This window comes from Stenotrophomonas sp. SY1, assembly GCF_021202945.1.
In the GTDB taxonomy this organism is placed as follows: Bacteria; Pseudomonadota; Gammaproteobacteria; order Xanthomonadales; family Xanthomonadaceae; genus Stenotrophomonas.
Map to the genome: position 1 here is coordinate 2463236 of NZ_JAJOYR010000001.1, position 15599 is coordinate 2478834.

Annotated in this window: 13 protein-coding genes; 10 read left to right on the forward strand and 3 right to left on the reverse strand. The window is 64.8% G+C overall.

Features of this window, described 5'->3' with window-relative positions:
- Window positions 1–196 precede the first annotated feature (196 nt).
- The 10 genes from LR961_RS10445 (at window position 197) to LR961_RS10490 (ending at window position 13279) form a co-directional block, all read left to right on the forward strand.
- The gene (locus tag LR961_RS10445) at window positions 197–940 is read left to right on the forward strand and encodes a flagellar motor protein (protein ID WP_232148815.1); all 744 of its coding nucleotides are present in this window, start codon (window positions 197–199) and stop codon (window positions 938–940) included.
- A complete protein-coding gene (gene motD / locus LR961_RS10450; protein ID WP_232149319.1) occupies window positions 941–1885 on the forward strand; it encodes a flagellar motor protein MotD in 945 nt (314 codons plus the stop codon).
- Window positions 1885–2673 (forward strand): ParA family protein, encoded by a 789-nt coding sequence (locus LR961_RS10455; RefSeq protein ID WP_232148817.1) that lies wholly within the window; start codon window positions 1885–1887, stop codon window positions 2671–2673. The genes motD and LR961_RS10455 overlap by 1 nt, the downstream gene beginning before the upstream one ends.
- Entirely contained in the window at window positions 2670–3560 is an 891-nt protein-coding gene (locus LR961_RS10460; RefSeq protein ID WP_232148818.1) for a chemotaxis protein CheW, read from the forward strand. Before LR961_RS10455 ends, LR961_RS10460 begins: the two co-directional genes overlap by 4 nt.
- Before the next feature lie 664 nt (window positions 3561–4224).
- Window positions 4225–4533, forward strand: coding sequence for an STAS domain-containing protein (locus LR961_RS10465; RefSeq protein ID WP_232148819.1), 309 nt, complete (start codon window positions 4225–4227; stop codon window positions 4531–4533).
- Window positions 4530–4895 (forward strand): response regulator, encoded by a 366-nt coding sequence (locus LR961_RS10470; RefSeq protein WP_232148821.1) that lies wholly within the window; start codon window positions 4530–4532, stop codon window positions 4893–4895. Before LR961_RS10465 ends, LR961_RS10470 begins: the two co-directional genes overlap by 4 nt.
- Before the next feature lie 37 nt (window positions 4896–4932).
- Window positions 4933–6906 carry a chemotaxis protein CheA gene (locus LR961_RS10475; protein WP_232148823.1) on the forward strand — a complete coding sequence of 658 codons (1974 nt, stop codon included), beginning with the start codon at window positions 4933–4935 and terminating at the stop codon, window positions 6904–6906.
- A 439-nt stretch (window positions 6907–7345) separates the two neighbouring features.
- Window positions 7346–9589 carry a methyl-accepting chemotaxis protein gene (locus LR961_RS10480; protein ID WP_232148825.1) on the forward strand — a complete coding sequence of 748 codons (2244 nt, stop codon included), beginning with the start codon at window positions 7346–7348 and terminating at the stop codon, window positions 9587–9589.
- Window positions 9590–9966: 377 nt separating this feature from the next.
- Entirely contained in the window at window positions 9967–12198 is a 2232-nt protein-coding gene (locus tag LR961_RS10485; protein WP_232148830.1) for a methyl-accepting chemotaxis protein, read from the forward strand.
- A gap of 310 nt (window positions 12199–12508) precedes the next feature.
- The gene (locus LR961_RS10490; protein WP_232148831.1) at window positions 12509–13279 is read left to right on the forward strand and encodes a flagellar brake protein; all 771 of its coding nucleotides are present in this window, start codon (window positions 12509–12511) and stop codon (window positions 13277–13279) included.
- 56 nt (window positions 13280–13335) lie between these two features.
- Here the strand turns inward: LR961_RS10490 and LR961_RS10495 are convergent, their stop codons facing one another.
- From LR961_RS10495 to LR961_RS10505, 3 genes are all read right to left on the reverse strand, one after another.
- The gene (locus LR961_RS10495) at window positions 13336–14391 is read right to left on the reverse strand and encodes a PoNe immunity protein domain-containing protein (protein ID WP_232148832.1); all 1056 of its coding nucleotides are present in this window, start codon (window positions 14389–14391) and stop codon (window positions 13336–13338) included.
- A 152-nt stretch (window positions 14392–14543) separates the two neighbouring features.
- Window positions 14544–14735, reverse strand: a complete 192-nt coding sequence (locus LR961_RS10500; protein WP_232148834.1) for a hypothetical protein — start codon at window positions 14733–14735, stop codon at window positions 14544–14546.
- On the reverse strand, window positions 14736–15599 hold the full coding sequence (locus LR961_RS10505; RefSeq protein ID WP_232148836.1) for a PoNe immunity protein domain-containing protein: 864 nt from the start codon (window positions 15597–15599) through the stop codon (window positions 14736–14738).

The window sequence follows — 15599 nt, forward strand, 5'->3', positions numbered from 1 at the left end:
TGAGGGCAGCTTTCAGCTCCATCAAGCAGAACCTCCCCCACCCCAACTCCTCTCCCGCAAGCGGGAGAGGGGCTCAAGCGAAAGCCCTGCCCGCCCGCTGGCAAGGGCTCGAACAACACCTGCTCCCGCAGGCAGGAAAGGGCTTCAGTTCACGCCCTGATTCAAGACCACCGCCACCAGGCCGATATCCAACACCATGGACCGACTCAGCATCATTGGACTTTTCCTCGCCCTGCTCTCACTGGTGGGTGGCAGCATCCTCAAGGGCGCCGGCCTGTCCTCGCTGTGGTCACCAGCCGCATTCGTGATCGTCATCGTCGGTACCGTGGCGGCCATTCTGCTGCACACCTCTCCGGCGGTGTTCAAGCATGCGTTCAAGATCGTGCGTTGGGTCGTCAAGCCGCCGTCCAGCGATCGTCGCGCGCTGATCCAGCAGATCGTGGACTGGAGCAACATCGCCCGGCGCCAGGGCCTGCTCGGCCTGGAACCGCAGGTGGAAATGCAGGACGACCCGTTCATCCGCAAAGGCCTGCAATTGGTCGTCGATGGCGTTGAGCCGGACACCATCCGCCACATGCTGGAGATCGAACTGGGCAGCCAGGAGCAGCAGGATCTGGCCGCGACCAAGGTGTTCGAAGGCATGGGTATCTATGCGCCCACGCTGGGCATCATCGGCGCGGTGCTGGGCCTGATCGCAGTGATGAAGAACCTTGCCGACCCGAGCAAACTCGGCCACGGCATCGCTGCTGCGTTCACCGCCACCATCTACGGCATCGCCTCGGCGAACCTGCTGTTCCTGCCGGTGTCGGCCAAGCTCAAGGGCGTGATCGCCCACAGCACCCGCGAGCGCGAGATGGTCATCGAGGGCTTGATCGCCATCGCCCAGGGCGAGAACCCGCGCAACATCGAAAACAGCCTGGCCGGCTTCGTGAATCACTGAATCATGGCCCGTCGCAAGCGCCACGAAGAACACAGCAACCACGAAGCATGGGCCATCCCCTATGCCGACCTGATGACCCTGCTGCTGGCGTTTTTCGTAGTCATGTACGCCATTTCCTCGCTCAACGAAGGCAAGTACCGGGTGATGGCCGATGCGCTGACCACCGCCTTCGGTGGTGCACCGCGCACCATCAGCCAGGTGAAGGTTGGCAACATGCAGATCCAGGGCGGCGGCCACGATGCCCCGTCGGTAATCCGCGCCCCGAGCATGACCGGCGGTGCCGTTGCCGATCCCACCCAGTTGCCATCGATGGCCTCGCACATGCGCATGCCGGTCTCGGCGCACAACCAGGAACAGCTCAAGCGCGCCGAGCGCCAGTTGAACCAGATTGCCGACCGTCTGAGCACCGCGCTTGCGCCGCTGGTCAAGCAGGGCGTGATCACCGTACGCCGCACCGAACTGTGGCTGGAAGTGGAGATCAACAGCGACATCCTGTTCAGTACCGGCTCGGCCGCACTGGATAAAGGCGCCCGTGAAACGCTGGGCAAACTGGCCGACGTGCTGCTTGATGCCCCGAACGGCGTGCGCGTGGAAGGGCACACCGACAACCTGCCCATCGCCACGATGCAGTTCCCCTCCAACTGGGAACTGTCCGCTGGCCGCGCCGCCAGCGTCGTGCACCTGTTCGCCGACCACGGCGTGCAGCCCGCCAGGCTGGCCATGGTCGGCTATGGCGAGTTCCGCCCGCGCGAAAGCAACGATCTGCCGGAAGGCCGCAACCGCAACCGGCGCGTGATGGTCATCATCCTTGCCGACTCTGCTGCCGCGGCCGATCTGCCCGACGTCAACGCCACCGCCGCTGCGACCAGCGTCGATGTCGGCAACCCTCCGGTCACCGCAGCTGCATCCGGCGCGGTACCGGTTGTCATCGAAGGAGTTGAATGATGCGTATCTGGGCCATTGCCAACCAGAAAGGTGGCGTCGGCAAGACCACCACCACCCTCTCACTCGGCCGCGGCCTGGCTGCACGCGGGCACAGGGTGCTGCTGATCGACCTGGACCCGCACGCCTCGCTCACGCGCGCCTTCAACGTGCCGGTGGAGCCGGTGCCCCAGGGCGTGCAGGAGCTGTTCGCCAACCCGCCGCATGAAATCTCCACGCTCGCCCTTGGCAGCGATATTCCGGGGCTGGAGTTCCTGTGCGCACAGGCCTCGCTGGCCACGCTGGAACGACGCAGCGCCAGCCAACCCGGCTTGGGCTTGGCCCTGCAACAGGCGCTCACCCGCCACAACGGCCAGCACGATTACATCCTGCTCGATTGCGCGCCCACGCTGGGCCTGTTGATGATCAACGCATTGGCTGCGGCCGATCGCCTGATCATCCCCACCCAGGCCGAGCCACTGGCGCTGCACGGCCTTGACGGCATGGTCCGCACCGGCGAGATGGTCGAGCGCTCGCGCAAGCGTGCGTTGCCGATCTCGGTGCTCCCCACCCTGTTCGACCGCCGCACCCGCGCCGGCAATGACTCGGTGCGCAGCATGCAGGACCGCCACGGTACGCGGGTTTGGGAAGACGCCATTCCCATCGACACGCGCATCAGTCACGTCTCCAGCCTGACCCAGCCCATCGTCGGTGACGACTACCCCGGCCGCGGCCATGCCGCCTATCGTCGTGCCCTGGACTGGCTGCTGGCCGAGGAAGCGCGCCTGCGGTTCGAGCAGGAGGCCGCATGAGCACCGCCGGCGCATTGGACGACTATCTGGACGCGCTGCTGAGCGAGGCACCGCCAGCTCCGGCTGTCCAGGCAGCAGCACAGCCGATCGCGGCGGCGCGCGTCCAGGTACCGGCGGACAACGCCGAACTGGAAGCCGCCTTCGAGGCGGCAGTAGCCGCGCGCGAGGCTGCCGAGGCCACACCTGCACCCACCTGGGACGACCTGCCGGACGAGGTGATCTACGAAACCAGCGCTGCCGAAAGCGCGGCGCTGACGCACACCGACAGCCCGGACCTGCAGGCCGCTTTCGAGGTGGCCGCAGGCGGTGGAGCCGCAGCGGCCAAACCGGCGCCAGCTCTCCCGAGACTCCCACCCGCCGTTGCCCGCCCCTCCCTCGCTCCAGCCGCACGACCAAGCACCTGGCAGGAACTGCAGGCGCAGGCACAACGCGCCCAGCACGCGCCGCCGCAACGAAGGGCCAGTGAAAAGAGTTCGCGCTGGCTGCGGCTGCGCTGTGGTCCGCAGGCCTATGCACTGGAACTGTTGAAGGTGCAGGAAGTGGTACTGCCGGTTCCCCTGCTCGCCCTGCGCGGCACCGATGCATCGATGCTCGGCATCATGAACTTGCGCGGCCAGGTAGTGCCGGTGCTGGACCTGTGCCGCCATCTGGACGTTGCCAGCACACCGGAAGACAGCCAGACCCGGATTGTCGTGCTGGAAGAGAACGGCGAGATCCTTGGCCTACGGGTATCGGCGGTGGAGGATGTTGCCAGCCTCACCGACTCACAGATCGAACCACCGGACACCGCGCGCATCTGCCAGATCTCCAATGAACTGTTCCGGGGCATCGCCCGTCTCGGCAACCAGCCCATGATCCTGTTGGATGCCTCGCGGTTGCTGGGTTGAGCCTACAAAGCGCACCGTTCCTTGTAGAAGCGGCCTCGGCCGCGAAGCATATAGCGCAGTGCCGTTGGCAATCCTGCAACTGCGATCTCAGCCTCTTCCCCTTCGCTGCGCGGAAGAGAGGGGGCAAGAAGATCCACCTCCTCCCTTGCGCATCGCGCAGAGGAGGATTGAGGAGGGGTGCCGTTGCTTCACCGAGCCCCGCCTAGAGCCCCCCCCTCCCCAGCCTTCCCCTTCGCTGCGCGAAAGGGAGGGAGCAAGCAATCCGCCCCGTCCCTTGCGCATCGCGCAGGGGAGGATTGAGAACGGGTGCCGTTCCTTCACAGAGTCCCGTCCAGAGCACCCCTCCCCAGCCCTCCCTTTGCTGCGCGAAAGGGAGGGGGCAAGCAGTCGACCTCCTCCCTTGCGCATCGCGCAGGGGAGGATTGAGGAGGGGTGCCGTTGCTTCACCGAGCCCCGCCCAAAGCACCCCTCCCCAGCCCTCCCCTTCGCTGCGCGCAAGGGAGGGTGCAAGCAAATCCACCCCCTCCTTTGCGCATCAGGCACCGGGAAAACGAACGCCCAAAGCGTGAGCCGGTTAACAGTCTCCATGGCATCGCATTACGCGCCCTAAAGAAGCCGGCCACAACGCCGCTATCTCACCCAGTAACGTTTGTCCGGAGCAACGATGAGCACTGTGGCGCTGTCGCAGGATCTCGGTATCGAGTCCACCAGCGAGCTGAAACAGCAACTGGCCCCGCACCTGGCCCAGGCCGGTGAGCTGCGCGTGGACGCCGGTCAGGTGGCCCGCGTGCATACCGCCGCCATGCAGGTGCTGTGCGCCTTCGTGCTGGCGCGCCAGCAGGCCGGCCTTGGCACCGTCTTCGACAACGCTACCGACACCTTCCGCGATGCCGCGCGACTGCTCGGCATCCTCCGGCCCCTGGGGCTGGAAGCAACCCCTGACACAACGAAATCTGTGGAGAACGCTGCATGAGCGCACGAATCCTGGTGGTGGACGACTCGGCGTCAATGCGCCAGATGGTCTCTTTCGCCCTCACCTCGGCCGGCTTTTCGGTTGAAGAAGCCGAAGACGGTGCCGTGGCCCTGGGCCGCGCCAAGGGCCAGCGCTTCAACGCGGTGGTGACCGACGTGAACATGCCGAACATGGACGGCATCGCGCTGATCCGCGAGCTGCGCCAGCTGACGGACTACAAGTTCACCCCGCTGCTGATGCTGACCACCGAATCGGCCGCCGACAAGAAGTCCGAAGGCAAGGCTGCCGGTGCCACCGGCTGGCTGGTCAAGCCGTTCAATCCCGAACAGCTCGTCGCCACCGTCCAGAAAGTCCTGGGCTGATACGCCCTACCCGCCCCAGCAACGGAACCCCGCGCCGATGAGCATGGACCTGCAACGTTTCCACGCCACCTTCTTCGAGGAAAGCCGCGAAGGGCTGGATGCGATGGAGGCTGGCCTGCTCGCGCTTGAAGACGGCAGCAACGACCCGGAAGTCATCAACTCGGTGTTCCGCGCCGCCCATTCGATCAAGGGCGGCGCCGGCACCTTCGGCTTCGACGCAATCGCCAGCCTGACCCACGTGCTGGAGACGCTGCTGGACGAGCTGCGCGCCGGCAAGCGCGCCCTGGAAAGCAACGCGGTTGATGCGATGCTGGCCTCGGTCGACGTGCTGCGTGCATTGCTGCGCGAAGCCGAACACGGCCAGGCGGCTGACCCGGCGGCGGTCAAGGCAGTCACTGATCGACTGCAGGCGGTGCTGTCCGGTGAAGCGCTGGCAGCGCCCACCGCATCGGCCGCCAAGGTGGACGACATCCCCGACGCATGGCAGATCGGCTTCGTGCCGGCGCCGTCGTTGTTCATGAGCGGCAATGACCCGCTACGTATCATCCGCGAACTGGAGACGCTGGGTTCGCTGCATGTCGCACCGCGCATGGAGCGCCTGCCCGGCTTCCAGCAACTGGACCCGCTGGAAGCCTATCTGGCCTGGGATCTTGGCCTGGTCGGCAAGGTGCCCCGCAGCCGCATCGAGGACACCTTTGCCTGGGTGGTGGACGACTGCGAACTGGACATCCGTCCGGCCGCACCTCCGAGCCTGGCCGTTGAAACACCGGCACCGGTCGCCGCAGCGCCCGTCGCTGCCAGCGTCGATACCGGCAAGCCCGCCGCCAACACCGCGCATGAAGCGGAAACCTCCATCCGCGTCAGCGTCGACAAGGTCGATGCACTGATCAACTTGGTCGGCGAGCTGGTCATCACCCAGGCCATGCTCAAGCAGGTCTCCGGCGGCCTGGACCCGGTACATGCCGAACGCCTGTTCGCCGGCCTGGACCTGCTCGAACGCAACACCCGCGACCTGCAGGAAGCCGTCATCGGCGTGCGCATGCTGCCGGTGGATGCGGTGTTCCGGCGCTTCCCGCGACTGGTCCGCGACCTGTCCAGCCGTCTGGGCAAGCAGGTGCGTCTGCGCACCGTCGGCGAAGGTACCGAACTGGACAAGGGCCTGATCGAAAAGATCGCTGATCCGCTTGTGCACCTGGTCCGCAACTCCATCGACCACGGCCTGGAAATGCCCGACGTCCGCCGCGATGCCGGCAAGGACGAGACCGGCACGATCACGCTGGCCGCGTCGCACCAGGGCGGGCATATCGTCATCGAGGTCAGCGACGATGGCCGCGGACTGAACCGCGACAAGATCCTGTCCAAGGCCGTCGAGCGCGGCCTGAGCGTGCCGGACAATCCGACCGATGCGCAGGTCTGGGATCTGATCTTCCAGCCCGGCTTCTCCACCGCCGATGCGGTTACCGACCTGTCCGGGCGTGGCGTCGGCATGGACGTGGTCCGCCGCAACATCCAGGCGCTGGGCGGCGAAGTGCAGTTGGAAAGCCGCACCGGCCACGGCACACGCGTGCTGATCCGGTTGCCGCTGACCCTGGCCATCCTCGACGGCATGACCGTTTCGGTGGCGGGCGAAACGCTGATCCTGCCGCTGGCTTATGTGCTTGAGGCGCTGCAGCCGCAGGCCGAGGACATCCGCACCATGGCCGGCGAGGGCCGCGTGCTGCGCGTGCGCGGCGAGTACCTGCCGATCCTGTCCTTGGGCCAGTACTACGGTTATCCGGACAGCAACCACGCCGACCCGCTGGTGGTGGTGGTCGAAGGCGATGGCCAGAAGATCGCGCTGGAAGTCGACGAACTGCTCGGCCAGCAGCAGGTGGTGGTCAAGAACATCGAGAACAACTACCGCCGCATCGGCGGCGTCTCCGGCGCCACCATCCTCGGCGACGGACGTGTCGCGCTGATCGTGGACATCGGCGGCCTGGTCCGTTCGCTGCGTACCCCGCAGGCGGCGTAAACACCTTGAGCCCCTCTCCCAACGGGAGAGGGGTTGGCGGGAAGGCAACGCGTCCGCTCCGGCGACAAGCAACGCAGGCAGGGACGAACTCCCACCCAAGCCCGGCCAAGCCGATCACCGAAGAACGCCGGGAATGCGCCCCGCTCCCTGGCAGTCACCCCATCCGGCAAACGACATGAGTGCCTCAAGCCGTCCTCCTCGGGAGAAGGGCTGGTAACAGATCACCGCGCCCGTGCTCACCAAGCAGCTCCCCGCGATCACCTGAACGCCGTCAGCAATCGCACTTCACCGCCGATCAAGAACCCCAAGGCAGTGCCGATACCGCTGCACGCCGTGGTTTCAGCACCACACGGACACCCCGCTCCTCCCCCTTCAATCGCTACTTCCGCAGGTCCGAAGGACCTGTGCGTAGCACGCAATGCCAACGGAGGCATCTGCAATGAAATGGTTCCAGAACCTGTCGATCACGCGGAAGCTGCTGCTGGCGTTCTGCACCACCGGTCTGCTGACTTTGCTGTTGGGTTTGTTCTCGGTGTGGCGCATGGACGCTGCCCAGCAGCAGATCCGCCAGGTCAACGAGAACTGGATGCCGGCCGTGCAGCATCTGGGCGAGATGCGCGCGCAGCTCGGCGAATTCCGCACCTTCGAGCAGGCGCAGCTGGCCTACCAGGGCAATCCCGAACAGCTGGCCGATTATGACAAGCGCATGGCCGACACGCGCGCGGTGATCGAAGCCGAGGAGAAGGCTTACGACGATATCGACACCGATTACACGGCTGAAGAGAAGGCCTTGTATGAGGCACTCAAGCGCCAGCGTGCCGCCTATTTCGAAGCGCACGAGCGCATTGCCGCGGCCATCGCCGCAGATGATTTCGTCACCGCCGCGACCATCTCCAGCACCGATTCGCGCATGACGCGACGGGCGATGTTCGACCAGCTGAAGAAGCTCTCGCAGTACAACCAGGAACAGCTGGCCAAGGAAACGGCAGCGTCGCGCGAAGCACACAAGCGTTCGCTGCTGGCCGTGTTCGGCACGTTGGCGCTGGCGCTGGTGCTGGCCTCGCTGCTTGGCTGGGCCATCATCCGCGCGATCATGGCACCGCTGGGCGAGGCGGTGCGTGTTGCCGATGATGTATCGGCCGGCAAGCTGGACCGCCGCATCAATGCCAGCCGTCGCGATGAAATCGGCATGCTGCTGTCGTCGATGCAGCGCATGCAGGCCCAGCTGCAGTCGGTGATCACTGCGCAGGGTGAGATGGCCCGTCAACACGATGCCGGCTCGTTGAGCTACCGCATGGACGAGAGTGCCTTCCCGGGCGACTACGGCCAGATGGTGCGCGCCACCAACGGCCTGGTGGCCAGCAACGTGGCCACCATCAGCAACACGCTGGACATCCTCAAGCGCTACTCGATCGGCGACATGAGCGTGGACATCGAGCGCCTGCCCGGCGAGAAAGCCGTGATCACCGACACGGTGGACACCATCAAGGCCAACCTGTCGGCAATCAACACCGAGATCAAGCAGCTGGCCGATGCCGCCGCCGCCGGTGACTTCACCCAGCGCGGTGACCTGGACCGCTACCAGCACGATTTCCGCAGCATGGTCGCCGGCCTGAACCACCTGATGGAAACCGCCGACGGCAATCTGGCCAAGGTCTCACAGGTACTGCAGGCCTTGGCCCAAGGCGACCTGACCGTACGCATGGAAGGCCAGTTCAACGGTGTGTTCGCACAGATGCGCGATGACGCCAACGCCACCGTCGACCAGCTCTCGGGCATCGTCGGCCGCATCCAGAACGCCGCCTCCAGCATCAACCTGGCCGCCAGCGAGATCGCCACGGGCAACAACGACCTGTCGCGCCGCACCGAGCAGCAGGCCGCCAACCTGGAAGAAACCGCCGCCTCGATGGAGGAACTGACCTCCACCGTGCGCCAGAACGCCGAACACGCGCGCCAGGCCAACCAGCTCGCCATCGGCGCGCATGGCGTTGCCAGCCAGGGCGGCGACGTCGTGCAGCAGGTGGTGAGCACGATGAATGGTATCGAGGCCGCCTCGAAGAAGATCGCCGAGATCATTTCTGTCATCGACGGCATCGCCTTCCAGACCAACATCCTGGCGCTCAACGCCGCAGTGGAAGCGGCCCGTGCCGGTGAACAGGGTCGCGGCTTCGCCGTGGTCGCTTCGGAAGTGCGCACCCTGGCCCAGCGCTCGGCCGGTGCCGCCAAGGAGATCAAGGGCCTGATCGAGGACTCGGTGGACAAGGTCGGTGAAGGCTCGGTGCTGGTGCACCAGGCCGGCACCACGATGGGTGAAATCGTCGCCTCCGTGCAGCGCGTCACCGACATCATGGCCGAGATCTCCGCCGCTTCGCAGGAACAGTCAGCCGGCATCGAACAGGTCAACCAGACCGTGATGCAGATGGACGAAACCACCCAGCAGAACGCTGCTCTGGTGGAGGAAGCCACCGCCGCAGCACGTGCGATGGAAGATCAGGCACAGCTGCTCAACGAGGCCGTCGCCGCGTTCCGCGTGGCCTCCGCACCACGCCCGGCCGCCATCGCCAGCCGGCCCAAGGCCGTGACGGCTCCGCTGTCGCCGGCCGTGCAGCGTCCTGCCCGCGCAGCGGTGCAGCGTCGTGCAGAGCCGATGGTCGCCAACGGTGAGGACTGGCAGGAGTTCTAAGGCCCCCAGTTGCTGATTCAAGCCAGCGGCCCCGTCTTCCGACGGGGCCGTTTTCATTTCCGTGGGCCAATCCACGCAACCGGGGCTGCGGCCACTCACTCGTAAGAACGACAGCCTCCCGTCACAGATTTCCGGTCCAAAACGCCAATGTCTCTATTGACTTCGCTGGACGCATCAACCACGTGAGAGGCGCGTGAGCAATCGCGATGAATCATTAAGAATTTCAGTTGCTGCCCGCCTACAGCTGGCCATCCGGACGCCGTTATCCGCTGTAACCCCACTGTTTCATGACAGTGATGTGCACGCATCCGGCGGCGTCGCGGCAACAGCCACGCGTCCGCCATACCTCAACCAGTAGACGATCCGGAGAGCAAGAGATGGAGTTCTTTCGCAACCTCACCATCGCCCGAAAGCTTGCGATCGCTTTCACCCTGACGACCGTCGCCACCCTTGCCATGGGCGGGTTCGCCGTGGTCCGTCTCAAGCAGGCCAGCACCCAGCTGGGGGAAGTCAGCAGCCGCTACATGCCGGCCGTGCAGTACCTGGACCGCATCCGCGCCGACCTGGCTGAAATCCGCATCGCCGAACTCTCGCAGCTCTCGCATCTGGACGACCCGGCTTTCGTCGCCGAGTACGACCAGCGCATCGCCAACCAGCTGCAGAAGCTGGCCGAACACAGCAAGCAGTACGAAGCCCTGCCAGCCAGCGACGAGCAGAAGCAGCTCTACGCCGAAATGCAGAAGACCACCAAGGCCTACCTCGACGCGCATGCACTGATGGCCCGTGCCATCGCCGCCGGGGAATCGGCCAACGCCCAGGCCATTTCCAACGAGCAGTCCCGGGTGGCGCGGCGCGACCTGTTTGAAGACGTCGAGCAGCTCAGCGGTTACGTGGCCACTGCACTGAAGCGTGAAACCGACACCGCCGACCGCGTACAGGCCAGCAGCATCACCGCCATCTTCGTGTTCATGCTGGTGCTTGCCGTCACCTCGGCCATGCTGGGCGTGATCATCGTCCGCTCCATCGTCGGCCCGGTACGCAGTGCGCTGCGCGCGGCTGACGACATCGCCAGTGGCCGGCTGGATGGCAGCGTGGACAGTGCCCGCAAGGACGAAGTCGGGCAACTGCTGGCTTCGATGCAGCGCATGCAGGAGCAGCTCAAGGCCGTCATCGCCGCACAGGTGGAACTGGCGCGCCAGCACGACCAGGGCCAGATCAGCTTCCGCATCGATGAGAGCCGCTTCCCGGGCGACTATGGGCGCATGGTGCGTGAGGTCAACACGCTGGTCGCGCAGCACATCGGGGTCAAGATGCGCGCGGTCGAGGTCATGCGCCATTACGCGCGTGGCGACCTGTCGGTGGACATGGACCGCCTGCCGGGCGAGAAAGCCGCCATCACCGACGCCATGGACAGCACCAAGGCCAGCCTGTCGGCGATCAACAACGAGATCAAACGCCTGTCCGGCGCCGCCGCCGTCGGTGACTTCAGCCAGCGCGGCGATGTGAGCCGCTTCGAGCATGACTTCCGTGACATGGTCAGCGGCCTCAATGCGCTGATGGAAAGCACTGAAGACAACCTGGGCCATCTCTCGCGGCTGCTGCAGGCCATCGCCCAAGGTGACCTGACCCAGCGCATGGAGGGCGATTTCCATGGCGTGTTCGCACGCATGCGCGACGACGGCAACGCCAGCATCGATCAACTGGCCGCCATCGTTACCCGCATCCACGCGGCCAGCGGCAGCATTGGCCTGTCGGCCAGTGAGATCGCCACCGGCAACAGCGACCTGTCCCGCCGTACCGAACAACAAGCCGCCAATCTGGAAGAAACCGCTGCCTCGATGGAAGAGTTGACCTCCACCGTGCGCCAGAACGCCGAGCATGCACGCCAGGCCGACCAGCTCGCACGGGGCGCCGCTGACGTGGCCGCCAAGGGTGGCGAGGTGGTCAGCCAGGTGGTCACCACCATGACCTCGATCGAGCAATCCTCCCAGCGCATCGGCGACATCATCAGCGTCATCGACGGCATCGCCTTCCAGACCAACATCCTGGCGCTCAACGCCGCCGTGGAAGCCGCACGTGCCGGCGACCAGGGCCGCGGCTTCGCCGTGGTGGCCTCGGAAGTACGCACCCTGGCGCAGCGTTCGGCATCAGCGGCCAAGGAGATCAAGGCACTGATCGACACGTCGGTGGACAAGGTCAGCGAGGGCTCGCAGTTGGTACGCAATGCCGGCACGACGATGGACGAGATCGTCACTTCCGTGCAGCGCGTCACCACGATCATGGCCGATATCGCCAGCGCATCGCAGGAGCAGTCCTCCGGCATCGACCAGGTCAACCAGACCGTGATGCAGATGGACGAAAGCACCCAACAGAACGCTGCATTGGTCGAAGAAGCTTCGGCGGCAGCACGCTCGATGGAAGACCAGGCACGCCAGTTGAGTGAAGCGGTGGCGCAGTTCCGCCTGGCCGACACGTTGGATGCCTCCCTGGCACGCGCTGTCGCACGGGTCACGCCGCCAGTCCAGCGGCCACGTCCTGCACTGCGTGCCATCCCCGCCCCGGCAACCCGGACGCCGGTTGCCACCGGGCATGACTGGCAGGAGTTCTGAGTTAGGGGAGAAGCAGGCGGCACGGACGCCGCCTGCGACTTTTCGCCGCGCACGCGCCGGGCGCACGCCAGACAGCGTCCATGGCGAGCACCATGCCGTTCTTCTGCCCTGACGGCGCCAGGCTCCGGCCGGCGGCCGGCGGCTGGCTGGCTGGCTGGCTGGCTGGCTGGCTGGCGTAGCAAGATGCGGATGCTTCGTCGTGAAGGAAGCCCGGCTTACGTTCGGCTAAAGACTCGAAAAACGCGGCCGATATCACAGTTTCAAGCCCTGCAAGGCACTTCTTCGGCCCTGTCTTACTGCTATCGCACCCATGCCAGACAACGATCCGTTCGCGCCGAGTCCCTCTAACATCGCCGGCAATCTGTACGCCGACGACCGCTACATGGTGCGCAACCGCCATCAGATCCGGCACCTGCTGCAGGCCATGATCGACCAACGCTCGCCGGTCAGCGTGCATCCGGACGGGCGCGAGCAGTCGTTCCCCAGCGCCATCTTGGAAGTGCACGAGCAGGGAGTAGTGCTGGATGCCAGTCCGCAACCGGCCATCAATCGCATCGCCGAATCGGCCTCCAGCCTGTTGTGTTTCGGCCAGGTGGACAAGGTCATTGTGCGTTTCCAGCTGCACGCGCACCGACGCATCGACCGTGACCAGCACCTTGCCTTCCGCTCATCGCTGCCGGAAGAAGTCCATCACCTGCAACGGCGCGAGTTCTATCGCCTTGAGACACCGGTAGGAGATTCACCGCATTGCCTGCTGCCCGACCCGGCCGGAAGCGAGCCCAGCCGCTGGCGTGTGCAGGACATCAGCGCCGGCGGCATTGCCCTGATGCTGCCCTCGCCCCAAGGCCTGCTTGCCCTCCAGGCCCGACTGCGCGACTGCGTGCTGCAGATCCCCGACGCTCCACCGATCAACACCTCGCTGGTGGTCTGCAACCTGCGCCAGCAGAAGTTGGCCAACAACGTGGAGATGACCCGCGCCGGGCTGCGTTTCGACGACCTGCCACGCGGCGCCGACACCCTTATCCAGCGCTACATCTTCCGTATCGACCGGCTGCGCAAGGCGCGTGCCAACGGTGAATGACAACACGAAGCGAACGCACCTTATCGCGAGGGCGCGCCGTGCACAGGGTGAAGCGCTCAGCCGCCCAGCGTTGGCGCTGACTGATCCAGCGCCCACAACCAGAATGTATCGCCCCAATCGCTGTTGTCGATGATGGGGAGCACGTCGCCCTGCTTGAAGTAGCGACGTGTGCCTTGGGCGGGCGAGTACCACCACCCCGTACGCGAACAGGACTCGCCACCGGCCCGCCGTTCGGGGCGGTGTGCCACCAGTTCACCGGCCGCAATCCGCCGCGCCAGGTCGGCCAGGTCTGCCGGATAGAACTGCATCTCACGATAGCTGCTGTCGTCGATGCCCAGCACAAAGGTGGTTGCCGCCGCCTCCCAGGCCCAGTAGCCGTAGAACGCGACATCGCCCTCGCCGTGCTGGTCGATGTAAGGCTCACGGCGACTGGCGTGGTACCACTCGTCCAGGTAGGTCGCCATCAACGCCGGGCGCTTGTCCGGCTCCGTCGCAAACAACTTGAACAGCTTGCGATACGGCAAGTGACGGGTAGCCTTGTCGGGGATCGGCCGGCCCGGCGCCCATGGCGCAACCAACCGCTCAAGCAGACCATCGTGAATGCCGAGGTTGGCATTGACGTAGTCAAGGATGGCCATCACCCGTGGCATCTGCTCGGCATGGCCGGTAAGAAGACCGAAGCAGACCAGGCGGAGGGCGACGCACCAGTATTCGTTTTCTTCCAGTGCGACATGGGGAATGCGGTCCCCGGACGTGTTCTCCGGGGAGTCGTCATAGGCCTTGTCGAACCTCGCATACTCCTCCGCCCACTCAAGGGCATAAGGCCAGATCTCTGCCAACTGCTCGACCGGAGCGCCGGCTGAGTACTGCATGCTCATCCAGTCCAGCGTGTTCCAAAGCCTGCGCCGGGTGGACGTCATCAAACCACCCTTACGCGCCTTCGCAATGTGCTTCGGCAGGTCCGTGGTGACCAGCGCAATCCCGCCAAGCTTGTCGTCAAAACGTTTCTGATACGTAGCAGGACGCAGGTACTGCTCACGCCTATTCGTGAATCCTGCCTCAGCAACCTTCCACGACATCCAGTTCTTCCAATCTGGCATTTCGGAATTCATAAATCTCCACTACTTCAGAAGAATGGTATTTCGCAGCACAAACTTATGCTTCGACCCAGTGGCCACCTGCGCAAGGCGCGTGCCAACGGTGAATGACAACACGAAGCAAACGCTCCTTATCGCGAAGGCGCGCCGTGCACAGGGTGAAGCGCTCAGCCGCCCAGCGTTGGCGCTGACTGATCCAGCGCCCACAGCCAGAATGTGTCGCCCCAATCGCTGTTGTCGATGATGGGGAGCACGTCGCCCTGCTTGAAGTAGCGGCGTGTGCCTTGGGCGGGTGAGTACCACCACCCCGTACGCGAACAGGACTCGCCACCGGCCCGCCGTTCGGTGCGTTGTGCCACCTATTCACCGGCCGCAATCCGCCGCGCCAGATCGGCCAGGTCTGCCGGATAGAATTGCATCTCACGATAGCTGCTGTCGTCGATGCCCAGCACAAAGGTGGTTGCCGCCGCCTCCCAGGCCCAGTAGCCGTAGAACGCGACATCGCCCTCGCCGTGCTGGTCGATATAAGGCTCACGGCGACTGGCGTGGTACCACTCGTCCAGGTAGGTCGCCATCAACGCCGGGCGCTTGTCCGGCTCCGCCGCAAACACCTTGAACAGCTTGCGATACGGCAAGTGACGGGTAGCCTTGTCGGGGATCGGCCGGCCCGGCGCCCACGGCGCAACCAACCGCTCAAGCAGACCATCGTGAATGCCAAGGTTGGCATTGACGTAGTCAAGAAAGGCCATCACTCGTGGCATCTGCGCGGCATGGCCGGTAAGAAGACCGAAGCAGACCAAGCGGAGGGCGACTATCCAATAGCTCTCCGTAACCAGAGGCGCATGCGGAATACGATCGCCGGAGGTGTTCTCGGGCGAGTCGTCGTACGCCTTGTCGAAACGACCGAACTCCTCTGCCCACTCGAGTGCATAAGGCCATATCTCTGCCAACTGCTCGACTGGAGCGCCGGCGGAGTACTGCATGCTCATCCAGTCCAGCGTATCCCAGAGACGGCGACGGGTTGATGTCATCAAACCGCCCTTGCGTGCTCTGGCTAAATGCTTTGGAAGATCTGTGGTGACCATTGCGATACCACCAAGATTCGCTCTGAACTGCGAACAATAGGTTTCATAGCGTTGATAGGGCTCGCGACGGGAATCGAAGCTATCCGCTGCAACCCGCCAGTTTGCCCAGGCCTTCCAATCGGGGATCTCATTATTCAT

Bases quoted from the DNA above. Each gene is read 5' to 3' on its own strand.
- LR961_RS10445 (WP_232148815.1), top strand. From the start codon at position 197: ATGGACCGACTCAGCATCATTGGACTTTTCCTCGCCCTGCTCTCACTG.
- LR961_RS10455 (WP_232148817.1), top strand. From the start codon at position 1,885: ATGCGTATCTGGGCCATTGCCAACCAGAAAGGTGGCGTCGGCAAGACC.
- LR961_RS10460 (WP_232148818.1), top strand. From the start codon at position 2,670: ATGAGCACCGCCGGCGCATTGGACGACTATCTGGACGCGCTGCTGAGC.
- LR961_RS10465 (WP_232148819.1), top strand. From the start codon at position 4,225: ATGAGCACTGTGGCGCTGTCGCAGGATCTCGGTATCGAGTCCACCAGC.
- LR961_RS10470 (WP_232148821.1), top strand. From the start codon at position 4,530: ATGAGCGCACGAATCCTGGTGGTGGACGACTCGGCGTCAATGCGCCAG.
- LR961_RS10475 (WP_232148823.1), top strand. From the start codon at position 4,933: ATGAGCATGGACCTGCAACGTTTCCACGCCACCTTCTTCGAGGAAAGC.
- LR961_RS10480 (WP_232148825.1), top strand. From the start codon at position 7,346: ATGAAATGGTTCCAGAACCTGTCGATCACGCGGAAGCTGCTGCTGGCG.
- LR961_RS10485 (WP_232148830.1), top strand. From the start codon at position 9,967: ATGGAGTTCTTTCGCAACCTCACCATCGCCCGAAAGCTTGCGATCGCT.
- LR961_RS10490 (WP_232148831.1), top strand. From the start codon at position 12,509: ATGCCAGACAACGATCCGTTCGCGCCGAGTCCCTCTAACATCGCCGGC.
- LR961_RS10495 (WP_232148832.1), bottom strand. From the start codon at position 14,391: ATGAATTCCGAAATGCCAGATTGGAAGAACTGGATGTCGTGGAAGGTT.
- LR961_RS10505 (WP_232148836.1), bottom strand. From the start codon at position 15,599: ATGAATAATGAGATCCCCGATTGGAAGGCCTGGGCAAACTGGCGGGTT.